General features: G+C 69.9%; 13 protein-coding genes. 12 read left to right on the top strand and 1 reads right to left on the bottom strand.

Annotated elements, in window-relative coordinates:
• The first annotated feature begins 134 nt into the window (after positions 1-134).
• The 5 genes from AC5WS8_RS00490 (at position 135) to AC5WS8_RS00470 (ending at position 4,904) form a co-directional block, all read left to right on the top strand.
• Positions 135-1,220 (top strand): S-(hydroxymethyl)mycothiol dehydrogenase, encoded by a 1,086-nt coding sequence (locus tag AC5WS8_RS00490; RefSeq protein WP_496101214.1) that lies wholly within the window; start codon positions 135-137, stop codon positions 1,218-1,220.
• Positions 1,220-1,864, top strand: a complete 645-nt coding sequence (locus AC5WS8_RS00485) for an MBL fold metallo-hydrolase (protein WP_496101213.1) — start codon at positions 1,220-1,222, stop codon at positions 1,862-1,864. The genes AC5WS8_RS00490 and AC5WS8_RS00485 overlap by 1 nt, the downstream gene beginning before the upstream one ends.
• Positions 1,865-2,119: 255 nt before the next feature.
• Positions 2,120-2,482, top strand: coding sequence for a bifunctional 3-phenylpropionate/cinnamic acid dioxygenase ferredoxin subunit (locus tag AC5WS8_RS00480; RefSeq protein ID WP_041820391.1), 363 nt, complete (start codon positions 2,120-2,122; stop codon positions 2,480-2,482).
• Entirely contained in the window at positions 2,479-3,642 is a 1,164-nt protein-coding gene (locus AC5WS8_RS00475; protein WP_496101212.1) for an NAD(P)/FAD-dependent oxidoreductase, read from the top strand. Before AC5WS8_RS00480 ends, AC5WS8_RS00475 begins: the two co-directional genes overlap by 4 nt.
• A gap of 128 nt (positions 3,643-3,770) precedes the next feature.
• On the top strand, positions 3,771-4,904 hold the full coding sequence (locus tag AC5WS8_RS00470) for an aromatic ring-hydroxylating oxygenase subunit alpha (protein WP_496101211.1): 1,134 nt from the start codon (positions 3,771-3,773) through the stop codon (positions 4,902-4,904).
• A 71-nt stretch (positions 4,905-4,975) separates the two neighbouring features.
• Here the strand turns inward: AC5WS8_RS00470 and AC5WS8_RS00465 are convergent, their stop codons facing one another.
• A complete protein-coding gene (locus tag AC5WS8_RS00465) occupies positions 4,976-5,773 on the bottom strand; it encodes an IclR family transcriptional regulator (protein WP_496101210.1) in 798 nt (265 codons plus the stop codon).
• 153 nt (positions 5,774-5,926) lie between these two features.
• Between AC5WS8_RS00465 and betA the strand changes: the two genes are divergently transcribed.
• The 7 genes from betA to AC5WS8_RS00430 all read left to right on the top strand — a co-directional run bounded on the left by betA (position 5,927) and on the right by AC5WS8_RS00430 (position 16,782).
• The gene (gene betA, locus AC5WS8_RS00460) at positions 5,927-7,597 is read left to right on the top strand and encodes a choline dehydrogenase (RefSeq protein ID WP_496101209.1); all 1,671 of its coding nucleotides are present in this window, start codon (positions 5,927-5,929) and stop codon (positions 7,595-7,597) included.
• A 3-nt stretch (positions 7,598-7,600) separates the two neighbouring features.
• Positions 7,601-8,491, top strand: a complete 891-nt coding sequence (locus AC5WS8_RS00455; RefSeq protein ID WP_496101208.1) for a methylenetetrahydrofolate reductase — start codon at positions 7,601-7,603, stop codon at positions 8,489-8,491.
• 86 nt (positions 8,492-8,577) lie between these two features.
• On the top strand, positions 8,578-10,047 hold the full coding sequence (locus tag AC5WS8_RS00450) for an aldehyde dehydrogenase family protein (protein WP_496101207.1): 1,470 nt from the start codon (positions 8,578-8,580) through the stop codon (positions 10,045-10,047).
• 20 nt (positions 10,048-10,067) lie between these two features.
• Complete coding sequence (locus AC5WS8_RS00445) at positions 10,068-11,159, top strand: quaternary amine ABC transporter ATP-binding protein (RefSeq protein ID WP_496101206.1); 1,092 nt, start codon at positions 10,068-10,070, stop codon at positions 11,157-11,159.
• Positions 11,159-13,135: an ABC transporter permease gene (locus AC5WS8_RS00440; protein WP_496101205.1), complete on the top strand. Its 1,977-nt coding sequence runs from the start codon at positions 11,159-11,161 to the stop codon at positions 13,133-13,135. The genes AC5WS8_RS00445 and AC5WS8_RS00440 overlap by 1 nt, the downstream gene beginning before the upstream one ends.
• Before the next feature lie 13 nt (positions 13,136-13,148).
• On the top strand, positions 13,149-14,114 hold the full coding sequence (locus AC5WS8_RS00435) for an ABC transporter substrate-binding protein (RefSeq protein WP_496101204.1): 966 nt from the start codon (positions 13,149-13,151) through the stop codon (positions 14,112-14,114).
• A gap of 229 nt (positions 14,115-14,343) precedes the next feature.
• Positions 14,344-16,782: a GcvT family protein gene (locus AC5WS8_RS00430; protein WP_496101203.1), complete on the top strand. Its 2,439-nt coding sequence runs from the start codon at positions 14,344-14,346 to the stop codon at positions 16,780-16,782.
• Position 16,783: the final 1 nt, after the last annotated feature.

The raw sequence follows: 16,783 nt of genomic DNA, 5'->3' as shown, positions 1-16,783 counted from the left end.
GACCGACTTCCCGCTTCTCGTGACCTCACGGGTCCTTGACCGCCGCTTCCGCCTTCCGTGATGCTGTGTTGCGAAAGATGAGGTGCGTGCCGTAATAGGCAACATCTCGACCCTCTGTCAGCCGAGGAGTGGCCATGGCTCAGCAGGTCCGCGCTGTCGTCGCGCGAAGCAAGGGCGCCCCCGTCAGTCTGGAAACGATCGTCGTGCCCGACCCCGGCCCGGGTGAGGCGCTGGTCAAGATCGAGGCCTGCGGTGTCTGCCACACCGATCTGCACTACCGCGAGGGGGGCATCAGTGACGACTTCCCCTTCCTGCTGGGGCACGAGGCGGCGGGGGTGGTCGAGTCGGTGGGCGAGGGGGTCACCGACGTGGCGCCCGGCGATTTCGTGATCCTGAACTGGCGCGCCGTGTGCGGGCAGTGCCGTGCCTGTCTGCGCGGGCGGCCCTGGTACTGCTTCAGTACGCACAACGCGAAGCAGCGGATGACCCTGACCGACGGCACGGAGCTCTCGCCGGCCCTGGGGATCGGCGCCTTCGCCGAGAAGACGCTCGTCGCAGCCGGTCAGTGCACCAAGGTCGACCGGGCCGCGTCGCCGGCCGCCGCGGGACTGCTGGGCTGCGGGGTGATGGCCGGCATCGGTGCGGCCATCAACACCGGCGCCGTCGGACGCGGTGACACCGTGGCGGTCATCGGCTGCGGAGGCGTGGGCGCCGCGGCGGTCGTCGGATCCCACCTGGCGGGCGCGGCGAAGGTCATCGCCGTGGACATCGACGACCGCAAACTGACCACGGCGAGGAACTTGGGCGCGACCCACACCGTCAACTCCAAGGAGACCGACGCGGTCGACGCGGTGCGCCAGCTGACCGGGGGCTTCGGCGCCGACGTCGTGATCGAGGCGGTGGGCCGCCCGGAGACATACCGGCAGGCCTTCTACGCCCGCGATCTCGCCGGGACGGTCGTGCTGGTAGGCGTACCCACTCCGGAGATGAAGCTGGAACTGCCCCTGCTGGACGTCTTCGGCCGGGGAGGTGCGCTGAAGTCGTCCTGGTACGGCGACTGCCTGCCCTCCCGCGACTTCCCGATGCTCATCGACCTCTACCTCCAGGGCCGGCTCGACCTGGACGCCTTCGTCACCGAGACCATCGCGCTGGACGGGATCGAGAAGGCCTTCGAGCGCATGCACCACGGCGACGTCCTGCGCTCGGTGGTGGTCTTCTGATGCCCGGCGGGACACCGGGCGCCCGCATCGACCGCCTCGTCACGTCGGGGACGTTCTCCCTGGACGGCGGTACGTGGGACGTCGACAACAACGTGTGGATCGTGGGAGACGACGACGAGGCGGTCGTCGTCGACGCCGCCCATGACGCCGACGCGATCATCCGGGCCCTGGGTGGACGCACGCTGCGCGCGATCCTGTGCACCCACGCGCACAACGACCACATCGACGCCGCGCCCGAACTCGCCGCCCGGACCGGCGCCCCGGTCCTGCTGCACGCCGACGATCTGCCGCTGTGGAAGCAGACCCACCCGGACCGGATGCCCGACGGCGAACTGACCGACGGGCAGAGCATCCCCGTCGCGGGCATCGGGCTGACCGTCCTGCACACCCCGGGCCATGCCCCGGGGGCCGTCTGCCTGCACGCCCCGCGCCTGTCCGCGCTCTTCGGCGGAGACACGCTGTTCGCCGGTGGGCCAGGGGCGACGGGAAGGTCGTACAGCGACTTCCCCACCATCATCCGTTCGATCGGGGAACGCCTCCTCGTCCTCCCGGACGACACCGTCGTGCACACCGGCCACGGGGAGACCACCACCATCGGCGCCGAGGCGCCACACCTGAAGGAGTGGATCGACCGCGGTTTCTGACCGCCCCTGTGAAGAAGCGGCCCTGCCCCGGTGACGGAGCCCCTGGACGGCGCCGGGGCAGGGCCGCCGCCGCATCCTGTCAGGCCCGTGCTCTGCCTGTTCACCTGCGCTTTCGAGGTCGCTCCGACGTGCCCCGGAGACGGTCGCCGGGCGCCGTGCAACCGGGCCTCCGAATACCTTGACAACGCTTCAGAGCGGCCCGCAGACTGGCGTTGCGCTAATCGCAATCCGTTTCGCTATACGCACCGAGGTGTCATGATGATTCCCGCGTGCCGTCTCGCGGATCTGCCGCGAGGCGAGGCTCACCGGCTCGACATCGACCCGCCCGTGTCGGTGTTCCACACCGACGACGGCGAGCTCTTCGCCATCGACGACACCTGCACCCACCAGGACGCGTCGCTCGCCGACGGCTGGCTGGAGGGCTGCGAGGTCGAATGCCCCCTGCACGCCTCCAAGTTCGACCTGAGGACCGGAGCCGTGGACGCACCCCCGGCCAAGCTCCCGGTCCGCACCCACGAGGTCGTCGTCGAGGACGGGACGGTCTACGTCCGGCTGTCCACCGACGCGCCCAACCTGCCGCCCTGCGTCGCCGCCCGCCTGGCCGGAGGCCCCGCGTGAGGACCGTCGCCGTCGTGGGTGCCTCGCTGGCCGGTCTGTCGGCCGCGCGCTCGCTGCGGCAACGGGGGTACGACGGCCGACTGGTCGTCATCGGTGACGAGCCCCACCGTCCCTACGACAGGCCGCCCCTGTCCAAGGAGTACCTGGCCGGCGCCATCGGCGAAGCGGATCTGGTGCTGGAGCGGGACGACGAGGAACTGCAGGCGGAGTGGATGCTGGGCGTCCGCGCCACCGGACTCGACTGTGCCGAGCGCGCGATCCGGCTCGCCGACGGCCGGGAGATACGCGCCGACGGTGTGGTCATCGCCACCGGAGCCGCCGCCCGCACCCTGCCCGGCACCGAGGGGCTCGCCGGCGTCCATGTGCTGCGCACCCTCGACGACGCCCGCGCCCTGCGGGACGACCTCGCCCGGGGCGGACGGCTGGTCGTGATCGGCGGCGGGTTCGTCGGCGCCGAGGTCGCCTCCACGGCGTACGCCCTCGGTCTCGACGTGACCGTGATCGAGGCGGCGCCGACACCGCTCGCCGGACCGCTCGGCGAGAGCATGGGCGGGATCGTCTCCGCCCTCCACGCCGACCACGGGGTCCGGCTGCTGTGCGGGGTGGGGGTCAAGGGGCTGAGCGGCGAGCGCCGGGTCGACGCCGTCCTGCTGGAGGACGGCCGCAGCGTTGCCGCGGACACGGTCGTCGTCGGCATCGGAGCGCGCCCCTGCGTCGAGTGGCTGCAGGGATCCGGCCTCGTGCTCGACAACGGAGTGAAGTGCGGAGCAGACGGCCGCACCGGTGTGCCGGGGGTGGTGGCCGCGGGCGACTGCGCCAACTGGTACGACCCGCACATCGGATCCCACCGCAGGGTCGAGCACTGGACCGGCGCGCTGGAACGGCCCGACGCCGCCGTCACCGCACTGCTCGCGCACGGTGCGACGGAACCGGGTGTGCCCCGGCCGCCGTACTTCTGGTCCGACCAGTACGGAGTGAAGATCCAGTTCGTCGGCCACGCCGCCGGGGCCGACAGCGTGGCGGTCGAGGAAGGTTCGACCGACGACCGCAGCTTCCTGGCCGTCTACCGGCGGGCGGGCCGGCCGGTCGCCGTCCTCGGGATGAACCAGCCTCGGCTGTTCACCCGCTGGCGCAAGCAGTTCGCCACCGCCACGCCTTGACGCGGCGCTCGCGCCACCCCATGCTGCGTTGCGCATGAATCGCAGCGTTGCTTCAAGCACAACGCCGTTCGAAGTCGCTCTTCCCGGCGCGTGACCTACCGACCCACGACGTTCTCCGAGGAGTGCCCGTGACCTCGACAAGCCTGCCGGACAGCCTGATCGCCACCCTTCCCGGCTCCGCCTACACGGACCCCGGGATCTTCGCCCAGGAACAGGAACTCATCTTCGAGACGATGTGGTTCTGCGTCGCCCGCGCCGCGGACCTGCCGAAGCCCGGCGCGTTCCGCACCGTCGACGTGGGCCGCGAGAGCATCCTCGTCACCCGGGCCCGGGACCACTCCCTCCGCGCCTATTTCAACGTCTGCCGGCACCGCGGGGCCAAGCTGTGCACCGACGAGACGGGGGAGGTCAAGCGCGCCTTCCAGTGCCCGTACCACGCGTGGACCTACGACCTCGACGGCAAGCTGGTGGCGGCACCCAACCTCACCAAGATGCCCGACGTCGGCCGTACCGAGTACGGACTGGTGAGCGTGGCCGTCCGTGAATGGCTCGGCTACGTCTGGGTGTGCCTGGCGGAGAACCCGCCCTCCTTCGAGGAGGAGGTCATCGGGGCGGTGGTCGAACGCCTCGGCGACGTGGAGTCGATCGAGCGTTACGACATCGCCGACCTATCGGTGGGCAGGCGGATCGTCTACGACGTCAAGGCGAACTGGAAGCTCATCATCGAGAACTTCATGGAGTGCTACCACTGCGCCACGATCCACCCCGAACTCACCGAGGTGCTTCCGGAGTTCGCCGACGGCTACGCCGCCCAGTACTACGTGGGCCACGGCGCCGAGTTCGGGGAGGAGATCCAGGGCTTCACCGTCGACGGCTCCGAGGGCCTGGACCGCATACCGGGGGTGTCCGAGGAGCAGGACCGCCGGTACTACGCGATCACCGTCAAACCGCAGGTCTTCATCAACCTCGTCCCCGACCATGTGATCTTCCACCGCATGTACCCGGTCGCCGTCGACCGCACGATCGTCGAGTGCGACTGGCTCTACCTCCCGCACGTCGTGGAGAGCGGCAAGGACGTCAGCCGGTCCGTGGAGCTCTTCGACCGGGTCAACCGCCAGGACTTCGACGCCTGCGAGCGCACCCAGCCGGGGATGGGTTCACGGCTGTACGCCAAGGGCGGTGTGCTCGTGCCCAGCGAGCACCACATCGGTGCGTTCCACGACTGGGTGCACGAGCGTCTCGGCACGCGTCAGCCCGAGTGAGGGCGGGGAGAGGGGCCCGTGGCCCGCGCGGGGGGCGAGCGCGGGCCGTACGGCGGTCGTGCTGTCCGCGCTCAGCCCAGGTACCCCATGCGGTGGCTGATCTCCTCCGCGCCCTTGACCAGCACCGGAGCCAGTTCGTGCATACGCTCCTCGGTGAACCGGTAGGAGGGCCCGGAGGCGCTGATCGATGCGATGACCCGGCCTTCCCGGTCACGGATCGGTGCGGCCATGGCGTGCAGCCCGAGCTCCAACTCCTCCAGCGTCCAGGCGTAACCGCGCTGCCGGGCCTCGGCGAGGTTCTTCTCCAGCTTCGCCTTCGAGGAGAGCGTGTGCGGGGTCAGCTTCTTCAGACCGGCCTCCGCCAGCAGCGCGGCACGCTCCCCGGCGGGCAGGTGGGCCATCATGATCTTGCCGCTGGAGGTGGCGTGCAGCGGGGTCAGCTCCCCGACCCAGTTGTGCGCGACGACGGCGCCCGGGCCGCGCACCTGGTAGAGGTTGATCGCGTAGTGCTCCTGCATGACCGCGATGTTGACCGTCTCGCCGATCTCCTCCGCGAGGCGCTCGCAGACCGGACGGCCCTGCTGCGTGATGTCGAGGCGTCCCGTCACGGCACCCGCCAGGCGTACGATGCCGAAGCCGAGTCGGTACTTGCCGCGCTCGCCCGACTGTTCCACCAGGCCGCGCGCCTCCAGGGCGCCGAGCAGGCGGAACGCGGTGGACTTGTGGACATCGATCTCGGCGGCCACCTCGCTCACGCCCGCCTCGCCGCGCTGGGCCAGGATCTCCAGGACGCTGATGGCGCGGTCGACGGACTGCACGCCGCCCGACGATGAGCCGTTCGTTTCGGAATCCGGACTGTAGTTGCTCATAGCGGAACTATACGCGCAGTAAACAACGCCATTGCAAGTAACCCGATCGAAACGAAATCCTTGCAAGTTGCGTTCTTCGCAACCTGGTGCGTATAGCGATACCCGTACTAGCATGCCTCGCGTATCGACGGCGCGAGCGGGAGACGAGGCACCATGGCGTCCTTGCACTACGACTTCGTCATCGTCGGCGGTGGGTCAGCCGGCAGCGCACTTGCGAACCGGCTCTCGGTCGACCCCGGAAACCGGGTACTCGTACTGGAGGCGGGCCGCTCCGACTACCCCTGGGACGTGTTCATCCACATGCCCGCGGCGCTGACCTATCCCATCGGCAGCCGTTTCTACGACTGGAAGTACGAATCCGAGCCCGAGCCCCACATGGGCGGCAGGCGCATCTACCACGCCCGCGGCAAGGTGCTCGGCGGTTCCAGCAGCATCAACGGCATGATCTTCCAGCGTGGCAACCCGATGGACTACGAGCGCTGGGCGGCCGAGCCCGGGATGGAGACCTGGGACTACGCCCACTGCCTGCCGTACTTCCGCCGGATGGAGAACTGCCTCGCGGCCGACCCGGACGACGAGTTCCGCGGCCATGACGGCCCGCTCGTCCTGGAACGCGGTCCGGCCGCCAACCCGCTCTTCACCGCCTTCCTGGAGGCCACCCGGCAGGCCGGATACGCGCCCACGGACGATGTCAACGGCTACCGGCAGGAGGGTTTCGCCAAGTTCGACCGCAATGTCCATCGCGGGCGCCGTCTGTCGGCGTCGAAGGCGTACCTCAAGCCCGTGCGGAAGCGGCCCAACCTGACCGTCAGGACCCGCGCTCTCGTCACCCGGGTCCTCTTCGAGGGCAAGCGCGCCGTCGGCGTCGAGTTCCGGCAGGGACGTGGAGCGCCCCAGCGGGTCCGGGCCCGTGAGGTCGTCCTGTGCGGCGGCGCGATCAACTCCCCGCAGCTGCTGCAGCTGTCCGGCGTCGGCAACGCCGCAGAGCTGTCCGCCCTCGGCGTCGACGTCGTCCACGACCTGCCGGGTGTCGGCGAGAACATGCAGGACCACCTGGAGGTGTACGTCCAGTACGCCTGCAGGCAGCCCGTCTCCATGCAGCCGTACATGGCGAAGTGGCGCGCCCCCTTCATCGGGCTGCAGTGGCTGTTCCGGAAGGGGCCCGCGGCCACCAACCACTTCGAGGCGGGCGGCTTCGCGCGCAGCAACGAGGACGTCGACTATCCCAACCTCATGTTCCACTTCCTGCCGGTCGCGGTCCGCTACGACGGCTCCTCGCCGGCCGGCGGGCACGGGTACCAGGTGCATGTGGGGCCCATGTACTCCGACGCCGTCGGATCGGTCAAGATCAAGAGCAGTGACCCGCGGGAGAAGCCCGCGCTGCGCTTCAACTACCTCTCCACCGAGCAGGACCGCCGGGAGTGGGTCGAGGCGATCCGTGTCGCCCGCAAGATCCTCGACCAGCCGGCGCTCGCCCCCTACAACGGCGGCGAGATCTCGCCCGGACCCTCGGTCGAGACGGACGAGGAGATCCTCGCCTGGGTCGCCGAGGAGGGGGAGACCGCCCTGCACCCCTCGTGCACCTGCAAGATGGGCACCGACGAGATGTCCGTCGTCGACCCGCTGAGCATGAGGGTGCACGGGTTGGAAGGGCTGCGGGTGGTGGACGCGTCCGTGATGCCGTACGTCACCAACGGCAACATCTACGCCCCGGTGATGATGATCGCCGAGAAGGCGGCCGACCTCATTCTCGGCAAGGAGCCGCTGCCCCCGTCCAAGGCCGTCTACTACCGTCACCGCGACGCCCAGAAGCAGGCCGGGTAGGCCGTGGGCGCCGAGGCCCTGCGGGCGCTGCTCGGCCGCGTCCGCTACGAGGTGCTGCCGGCGAAGGCGACCGAGGAGAAGGTCCTCGCCCATGTTCCGCGCGACATCGTGGTCACGGTCACGGCGTCGCCGGTCAAGGGCCTGGAGCCGACGCTCGGACTCACCGAACGGCTCACGGCGCAGGGGTACCGTGTCGTCCCGCACGTGCCCGCACGGCTGCTGCGGGACGATGCGCACCTGAAGGACGTCGCCGAGCGGCTGCGGGCGGCGGGAGTCGACGACCTCTTCGTCCCGGCGGGTGACGCCGATCCGCCGGCCGGGCCGTACGAGGGAGCACTGCCGGTGCTGCGCAGGCTGAACGAACTGGGCGGCCCCTTCGCGGACCTGGGCATCACCGGCTACCCGGAGAGCCATCCGCTCCTGCACGACGACATCACCATCCAGGCGATGTGGGACAAGCGGGCGCACGCCACGTACATCGTGAGCAACCTGTGCTTCGATCCGCGGGTGCTCGGCGACTGGATCGCCCGGATACGACGCCGTGGCGTGGTGCTGCCCGTGTACGTGGGGGTCGCCGGTCCCGTGCAGCGTGCGAAGCTGCTGTCCATGGCGGCGAAGATCGGAGTGGGGGAGTCGACGCGTTTTCTCGCCCGGCACGCCTCCTGGTTCCTGCGGTTGGCGGCGCCCGGTGGATATGCCCCCGAGAGGCTGCTCGCCCGTGGCGCGGAGGGGCTCACCCGGCCGTCCGCGGGAGTGGCCGGTGTGCACGTCTTCACCTTCAACCAGATCGCCGAGACGGAGCGCTGGCGCCGTGCGGCGCTGGACCGGCTGGGGGTCGACCCGCGCGATGGGGTGCCGCTCCGGTGGCCGAATCGGGATGCGCCCACCTCTTGACGTGCGTCCGTGCATTCGGCCAGGGTGTTCCACCACAAGCAATTCAGTGCACAATGCGCAACGATTCCGGTTCGGAGGGCGCGGGCGTGGCAGATCTGTACGTGGACGGGGAATGGCGCGCTCCGGTGGCCGGCGGCCACCGGGAGATCCGCTGTCCGGCGGACGGCACGCCCGTGGCGACGGTCTCCGAGGCGACCCGCCCCGACACCGAGGCGGCGATCGCCGCGGCCCGGCACGCCTTCGACGACGGCCCCTGGCCTCATACCCCAGAGCGTGAGCGCGGCGCGCTGCTGCTGCGCACGGCCGACATCCTCGAGCGCGACGCCAAGGAGTTCGCCCGAGCCGAGTCGCTGGACACCGGCAAACGCCTGGTGGAGAGCGAGTACGACCTCGCCGACGTCGTCTCCTGCTTCCGCTACTACGGCGGCATCGCCGGCACCAGCGCCGGCCGGGTGGTGGACACCGGCCGCGACGACGCGCTCAGCCGGGTCACCTACGAGCCCGTCGGCGTCTGCGGACTGATCACCCCCTGGAACTACCCGCTGCTGCAGGCCTCGTGGAAGGTCGCCCCGGCCCTGCTCGCGGGCAACACCGTCGTCCTCAAGCCCAGCGAGCTCACGCCCTCCACCTCGATCCTGCTGATGAAGGCGCTCGAGGAGGCCGGGCTCCCGGCGGGTGCGGCGAACCTGGTGCTGGGCGCCGGAGCCGAGGTGGGCGCGCCGCTGTCCGAGCACCCGGCCGTCGACATGGTGTCCTTCACCGGAGGGCTGGAGACCGGGCGGCGCATCATGGCCACCGCCGCCGCGACGGTGAAGAAGGTCGCGCTGGAACTCGGCGGGAAGAACCCCAACGTCGTCTTCGCCGACGCCGACTTCGAGGCCGCGGTGGACTTCGCGCTCACCGCCGTCTTCCTTCACTCCGGGCAGGTCTGCTCGGCCGGCGCCCGGCTGATCGTCGAGGACTCGCTCCACGACGCCTTCGTCGACGAACTCGTTCGCCGCGCCCGGCTCATCCGGCTCGGCGGCCCCTTCGACCCCGAGGCCGAGACCGGGCCGCTGATCTCCGCACAGCACCGGGAGAAGGTCGAGGCGTACGTCGCCGCAGGCCTCGCCGAGGGCGCCGTACTGCGCTGCGGCGGCGCACGCCCCGACGACCCGGCGCTCGGCCGCGGCTTCTACTACCCGCCCACCGTCCTCGACGAGTGCCGGCAGGACATGCGGGTGGTGCACGAGGAGTCCTTCGGGCCCGTGCTCACCGTCGAGCGGTTCCGCGACGAGGACGACGCCGTCCGTATCGCCAACGACACGGAGTACGGCCTCGCCGGAGCCGTCTGGACGCAGGACGCGGGCAAGGCCCAGCGGGTGGCGCGCAGGCTGCGCCACGGCACCGTGTGGATCAACGACTACCACCCCTACGTGCCGCAGGCGGAGTGGGGTGGCTTCGGGCGCTCGGGCGTGGGCCGGGAGCTGGGGCCGACCGGCCTGGACGAGTACCGAGAGCCCAAGCACGTCTGGCAGAACATCCAACCCCGGCCGCAGCACTGGTTCCGCGGCTGAACGCTGAAAAGAGGTCGATCGTGACCACAGCACCGACCGAGGTGCCGCAGCGGCGCGGCACGTCCCAGGACCCCGAGGACCGCTCGGCGGTCGTCTCCGTGCGCCGGCTGTGGAAGGTGTTCGGGCCGAAGGCCGACCAGGTGCCTCAGTCCGAGGAACTGTGCGGACTGACCCGCCGCGAGCTCATGGACCGCACCGGGTGCACCGCCGCCGTGCGGGATGTGAGCTTCGACGTGTCGCCCGGCGAGGTCTTCGTCGTCATGGGGCTGTCCGGCTCCGGCAAGTCCACCCTGGTGCGATGTCTGACCCGGCTGATCGAGCCCACCGCCGGTGAGGTCGTCTTCGAGGGCGAGGACATCCGCGGCGCGGACGCCGGGCGGCTGCGCGAACTGCGGCGCAGCAAGTTCTCCATGGTCTTCCAGCACTTCGGTCTGCTGCCGCACCGCAGGGTCGTCGACAACGTGGCGTTCGGCCTGGAGATCCGCGGTATGAGCAGGGCCGAGCGCACCAAGCGGGCCCTGGAGGTCGTCGAACTCGTCGGCCTCGCCGGTTACGAGAACTCCTACCCCGACCAGCTCTCCGGCGGTATGCAGCAGCGCGTCGGTCTCGCCCGCGCCCTCGCCGGCGACCCCGATGTCCTCTTCTTCGACGAGCCGTTCTCCGCGCTCGACCCGCTGATCCGCCGCGACATGCAGAGCGAGGTCATCCGCCTGCACCACGAGGTCGGCAAGACCATGGTGTTCATCACCCACGACCTCTCCGAGGCACTCAAGCTCGGCGACCGCATCCTCATCATGCGCGACGGCAGGATGGTCCAGTGCGGCACCGGTGACGAACTCGTCGGCGCCCCCGCCGACGACTACGTACGCGACTTCGTCAAGGACGTGCCGCGCGGCGACGTCCTCACCCTGCGCTGGATCATGCGCCCCGCCGAGCCCGACGACGCCCTCGACGGCCCGGAACTCGGCCCGGACGTCGTCGTGCGGGAGGCCACCCGTGCGGTGCTCGCCGCCGAGAAGCCGGTGAAGGTCGTCGAGAACGGCAAGCTGCTCGGCATCGTCGGCGACGAGGAGATCCTCTCCGTCGTCGCCGGGCAGGAAGGCGGGGCGTGATGGCCGTCGCCGCCGACGCGACCGCGCCGGTCGCGACAACACGCAAGAAGGTCGGCCGTCCCATGGTGGTGGCGGCGATCCTGCTCGCCTGGCTGGTGCTCTTCGCCGTGCTGCGCGGCCGGCAGACGCTGACTCTCGCCGCGGCAGACCTCACCGGCCTGCACCGCTGGCTGAACGACCTCAACGACAGCATCGGGGCCAACCGCAACTCCAACCCGCTCTTCCTGTACTTCTTCAACGAGATCCGGCTGGCCATCGACAACCTGGTGACCTTCGTCCAGTCCCTGATCTCCCAGCCCACCGGCGGCCGCCCCGTCCCGCAGATCGGCTGGCTCGGCGTCGTCGGACTCACCGGCTACCTCTCCTGGGCCGTGGGCAACTGGCGGGTGGCCCTGCTGGCCGTGGCCGGCTTCACCTTCTTCGGACTGCAGGGCCTGTGGCAGGAGAGCATGGACACCCTGGCGCTGACCCTGTCGGCCGTCGTCGTGGCGCTGCTCATCGGCATCCCGCTCGGTGTGTGGGCCGGGCTCTCCGACCGGTTCAACCGGATCGTGACGCCTTTCCTGGACTTCATGCAGACGATGCCGACCTTCGTCTACCTCGCCCCGCTGACCCTGATCTTCCTCATCGGAGGGGCCTCCGCCGTGATCACCACGGTGATCTACGCGGCACCGCCCGCCATCCGCATCACCGCGCACGCCATCCGCTCCGTGCCCGAGACCACCGTCGAGGCGGCGGACTCGCTCGGCACGACGCGCTCGCAGCAACTGCTGAAGGTGCTGCTGCCGATGTCCAAGCGCACCGTGGTCATGGGCGTCAACCAGACCATCATGGCCGCCCTGGCCATGGTGACCATCGCCGCGCTGATCGACGCGCCCGGCCTCGGCAAGACCGTCGTCCAGGCCCTGCAGTCACTCGATGTCGGCACCGCCTTCAACGCCGGCCTCGCCATCGTCGTCATGGCCATCGTGCTCGACCGGGTCACCACGGCGGCGGCCGCACGCACCGAGACGGCCCGCCGCACGGGCGACCGCCTCCTGAAGTGGCGCCGGCCCATGCTGGCGGCGGGCGGGATCGTGGCGGCCGTCCTGGTCTACCTGTCCCACACCTACGTCTGGGCGGCCGAGTTCCCCGGCAGCGGCAGCACCGGCAGCCGCATCGCGAGCGCGGCGGACACCACGACCACCTGGCTGCAGGACCATGTCTCCGGCCTGACCAACGCCCTTCGGGACGCCATCACCAACGGCCTGCTCAACCCGTTCCAGACGCTGCTCACCGACTCCCCGTGGTGGCTCGTCGGCGTCATCCTGGTCGCGCTCGGCGCGGTGCTCGGCGGGTGGCGCGCCGGGGCGACGGCGGTCGTGTGCGTCGGCCTGCTCGTCGGCACGGGCCTGTGGTCGGACAGCATGACGACGCTCGCCTCCACCGCCGTGGCCACGGTGCTGGTGATGCTGCTCGGTGCCGTCTTCGGCGTGTGGATGGGCCGCAGCCTGCTCGTGGACCGGCTGGTGCGGCCCACTCTGGACGCCGCACAGGTCATGCCGCCGTTCGTCTATCTCGTGCCGTTCCTCGCCCTCTTCGGCGCCACCCGCTTCACCGCGATCGTCGCGGCCGTCGTCTACGCGGCGCCCGTCGCAATCAAGATCATCGCGGACGGTGTGCGGAACGTGTCCGAATCCACCGTGGAGGCGGCCACCTCGGCCGGGTGCAACACCTGGCAGATCATCACCAAGGTTCAGCTGCCGATGGCACGCAGCGCCCTGACTCTCGCGACCAACCAGGGGCTGATCTACGTGCTGTCGATGGTTGTCGTCGGCGGCCTGGTAGGCGCCGGCGCCCTCGGCTACGACGTCGTGGCCGGATTCTCTCAAGGAGAGCTGTACGGCAAGGGGCTGGCGGCGGGACTCGCCATCGTACTGCTCGGAGTCATGTTCGACCGGATCACTCAGGCTGCGGCGCGACGCACCAGGGCATAAGGAGCACGACACCATGGCAAGACACTGGCGAGCCGGCGCGGCCGGCCTGGCCGTCCTCGGCCTCACCCTCACGGCGTGCGGAGGGGCGAAGGTCGGCGACAGCACCTCCGCGGGTTCGAAGTCCTCGGGCGGCAAGTGCGGCACGTTCAACCTGGCCGTCAACCCCTGGGTGGGCTACGAGGCGGATGCGGCGGTCGTCGCGTACGTCGCACGGCACAACCTCGGCTGTACGGTCAACAAGAAGGACCTGAAGGAGGAGATCGCCTGGCAGGGCTTCGGAACCGGCGAGGTCGACGCCGTCCTGGAGAACTGGGGCCACGACGATCTGAAGAAGAAGTACATCACCGGGCAGAAGACCGCCGTCGAGGCCGGGCAGACCGGCAACAAGGGCGTCATCGGCTGGTTCGTGCCGCCGTGGCTGGCCAAGGCGCACCCGGACATCACCGACTGGCAGAACCTCAACAAGTACGCCGACAACTTCAAGACCTCCGAGTCGGGCGGCAAGGGGCAGCTGCTCGACGGCGACCCGTCCTACGTCACCAACGACGCCGCACTGGTGAAGAACCTGAAGCTCAACTTCAAGGTGGTGTACGCGGGCAGCGAGACCGCGCTCATCCAGGCGTTCAGAACCGCCGAGAAGAACAAGCAGTGGATGATCGGCTACTTCTACGAGCCTCAGTGGTTCATGTCCGAGGTGCCGCTGGTCAAGGTCAACCTGCCGGCGTACAAGACGGGCTGCGACGCGGACGCGGCCAAGGTCGCCTGCGACTATCCCGTCTACGACCTGGACAAGATCGTCAGCGCGGGCTTCGCCAAGTCGGGCAGCCCGGCCTACAACCTGGTGAAGAACTTCAACTGGACGAACGACGACCAGAACACCGTCGCCAAGTACATCGCGGTGGACAAGATGTCGGACGACGCGGCGGCCAAGAAGTGGGTCGACGCCCACCACGACAAGGTCGAGGCCTGGCTCAAGTAGCCGAGGGCCGGCAAGGGGTCGAACACGCCCGGTGGGCGGTGCGCCGAGGTGCGCGCCGCCCACCGGGCATTGCCGTCTCCCGGGCCGTGCCCGGGACCGTGTTTCGTGCTGTTTTCCGACGTCACCGACCTCTTGACACCCTTCACCACGACAGGCACATTGAGTTGCGCAGCCTGAATCAAGTTGCGTAGAAAGCAACTGAACCGGTCTCAAGTTCGGAGGTTGGGCGATGGCGGGACCCCGAGTGGTCATCATCGGAGCGGGCGTGGTGGGAGCGGCCCTGGCGGACGAGATCTCCGCACGCGGCTGGACCGAGGTGACCGTCGTCGACCAGGGCCCCCTCCCGGCCACCGGGGGATCCTCCTCGCACGCGCCGGGCCTGGTCTTCCAGACGAACCCCTCCAAGACCATGACGGAGCTGGCCCGCTACACCGTCGAGAAGTTCTGCTCCCTCGAGGTCGACGGCAAGCCCTGTTTCCTCCAGGTCGGCGGGCTCGAGGTGGCGACCACCGCCGAGCGCCTCACCGAACTCCACCGCCGCCACGGCTGGATCACCGCCTGGGGTATCGAGGCACGCCTGCTGACCCCCGACGAGTGCGTCGAGCAGCACCCGCTGGTCGACCGCGGCAAGGTCCTCGGCGGACTGCTAGTCCCCACCGACGGCCTCGCCAAGGCCGTCCTCGCCGTCGAGGCGCAGATCCGCCGGGCCACCGAGCGCGGCGTACGCTTCCTCGCACGCCACGAAGTCCTCGACGTGACCCAGGGCGAGGGCCGTGTCACCGGCGTCGTGACCGACCAGGGCGAGATCCCCGCCGACATCGTCGTGTGCTGTGCCGGCATCTGGGGCCCGAGGATCGCCCGCATGGTCGGCATGAACCTGCCGCTCACCCCGCTCGCCCACCAACTCGCCTGGACCGGCCCGATTCCCGCTCTCGCCGGTCAGACCGAGGAGGCGGTCCGCCCGATCCTGCGCCACCAGGACGCCGACCTCTACTACCGCGACCGCTTCGACGGCATCGGCATCGGCTCCTACGGTCACCGCCCCATGCCGGTCTCCGCCGACGACATCCTCTCCGTGGACGACGCCGAGGAGATGCCGTCGGTCCTGAAGTTCACCGAGGAGGACTTCGAGGACGCCTGGGCCGAGACCCGGTCCCTGCTCCCCGCGACCCGCGAGGCCAAGGTCGAGGAGGGCATCAACGGCCTGTTCTCCTTCACCACCGACGGGTACCCGCTGCTCGGCGAGTCCCCGGACGTCAAGGGCTTCTGGGTGGCCGAGGCCGTGTGGGTCACCCACTCCGCGGGCGTCGGCCGGGCCGTCGCCGAGTGGCTGGTCGACGGCTACTGCTCCTCCTTCGACCTGCACGAGTGCGACGTCAACCGCTTCGAGCCGCACCAGCTCTCCCCGGAGTACGTCCTGGCCCGCGACTGCCAGAACTTCGTCGAGGTCTACGACATCCTCCACCCCCTCCAGCCGTCCGGGAAGCCACGCCCGATCCGCACCAGCCCCTTCTACACCCGCCAGCAGGAACACGGCGCGTTCTTCCTGGAGGCGAACGGCTGGGAGCGCCCCCAGTGGTACGAGGCCAACGCCTCCCTGGTGGCAGGCCGCTCCATCCCCACCCCCAACGACTGGGCCGCACGCCACTGGTCGCCCATCGTCGGCGCCGAGGCCCAGGTCACGCGCGAGACCGCCGCCCTCTACGACATGACGGCCCTCAAGCGCCTGGAGGTGAGCGGCCCCGGTGCGGCCGACTTCCTGGAGCGGCTGGTCACCGGCAAGGTCGCCAAGTCGGTCGGTTCGGTCACGTACACCCTGCTCCTGGACCACGACGGCGGCATCCGCAGCGACATCACCGTCGCCCGGCTGGCCCGCGACCGCTTCCAGGTCGGCGCCAACGGCAACCTGGACCTCGACTGGTTCACCCGGCACCTCCCCGCCGACGGCACGGTCCAGGTCCGCGACATCACCGCCGGCACCTGCTGCATCGGTCTGTGGGGCCCGCTCGCCCGCGAGGTCCTGCGACCCCTCACCGACGAGGACTTCTCCAACGACGGCCTGAAGTACTTCCGCGCCAAACCAGCCCACATCGGCAGCGTCCCGGTGACGGCGATGCGCCTGTCGTACGTCGGCGAGCTCGGCTGGGAGCTGTACACCACCGCCGACCTGGGCCAGAAGCTGTGGGACACCCTGTGGGCGGCGGCCGAACCGCTCGGCGGCGTCATCGCCGGCCGCGGCGCCTTCAACAGCCTGCGCCTGGAGAAGGGCTACCGCTCCTTCGGCACCGACATGACCTACGAACACGACCCCTACGAGGCCGGCGTCGGGTTCGCCGTCAAGCTCGACAAGGGCGACTTCATCGGCAAGGCCGCCCTCGAGCGCCGCAAGGCGGACGTACGACGCAGGCTGACCTGCCTCACCATCGACGACCCTCACGCCGTCGTCATGGGCAAGGAGCCGGTCTACGACGCGGACCGCGCCGTCGGCTACGTCACCAGCGCCGCCTACGGCTACACGATCGGCAGGGGCATCGCCTACGCATGGCTCCCGGCGGAACTCGCCGGTCCCGGCACCACCGTGCACATCGGCTACTTCGACCAGCGTGTCGAGGCGGTCGTCGCCGAGGAGCCCCTGTTCGACCCGACCATGTCCCGTCTTCGGGGTTAGC

Source organism: Streptomyces sp. PTL18, assembly GCF_059510295.1.
Note: the sequence above shows the minus strand (reverse complement) of the source record. Positions and strands in the feature narration are given on the sequence as shown.

Excerpts from the sequence above, each read along its gene's own strand:
- AC5WS8_RS00435 (WP_496101204.1), top strand. The coding sequence starts at position 13,149 with ATGGCAAGACACTGGCGAGCCGGCGCGGCCGGCCTGGCCGTCCTCGGC.
- AC5WS8_RS00465 (WP_496101210.1), bottom strand. The coding sequence starts at position 5,773 with ATGAGCAACTACAGTCCGGATTCCGAAACGAACGGCTCATCGTCGGGC.
- AC5WS8_RS00440 (WP_496101205.1), top strand. The coding sequence starts at position 11,159 with ATGGCCGTCGCCGCCGACGCGACCGCGCCGGTCGCGACAACACGCAAG.
- AC5WS8_RS00430 (WP_496101203.1), top strand. The coding sequence starts at position 14,344 with ATGGCGGGACCCCGAGTGGTCATCATCGGAGCGGGCGTGGTGGGAGCG.
- AC5WS8_RS00485 (WP_496101213.1), top strand. The coding sequence starts at position 1,220 with ATGCCCGGCGGGACACCGGGCGCCCGCATCGACCGCCTCGTCACGTCG.
- AC5WS8_RS00480 (WP_041820391.1), top strand. The coding sequence starts at position 2,120 with ATGATGATTCCCGCGTGCCGTCTCGCGGATCTGCCGCGAGGCGAGGCT.
- AC5WS8_RS00490 (WP_496101214.1), top strand. The coding sequence starts at position 135 with ATGGCTCAGCAGGTCCGCGCTGTCGTCGCGCGAAGCAAGGGCGCCCCC.
- betA (WP_496101209.1), top strand. The coding sequence starts at position 5,927 with ATGGCGTCCTTGCACTACGACTTCGTCATCGTCGGCGGTGGGTCAGCC.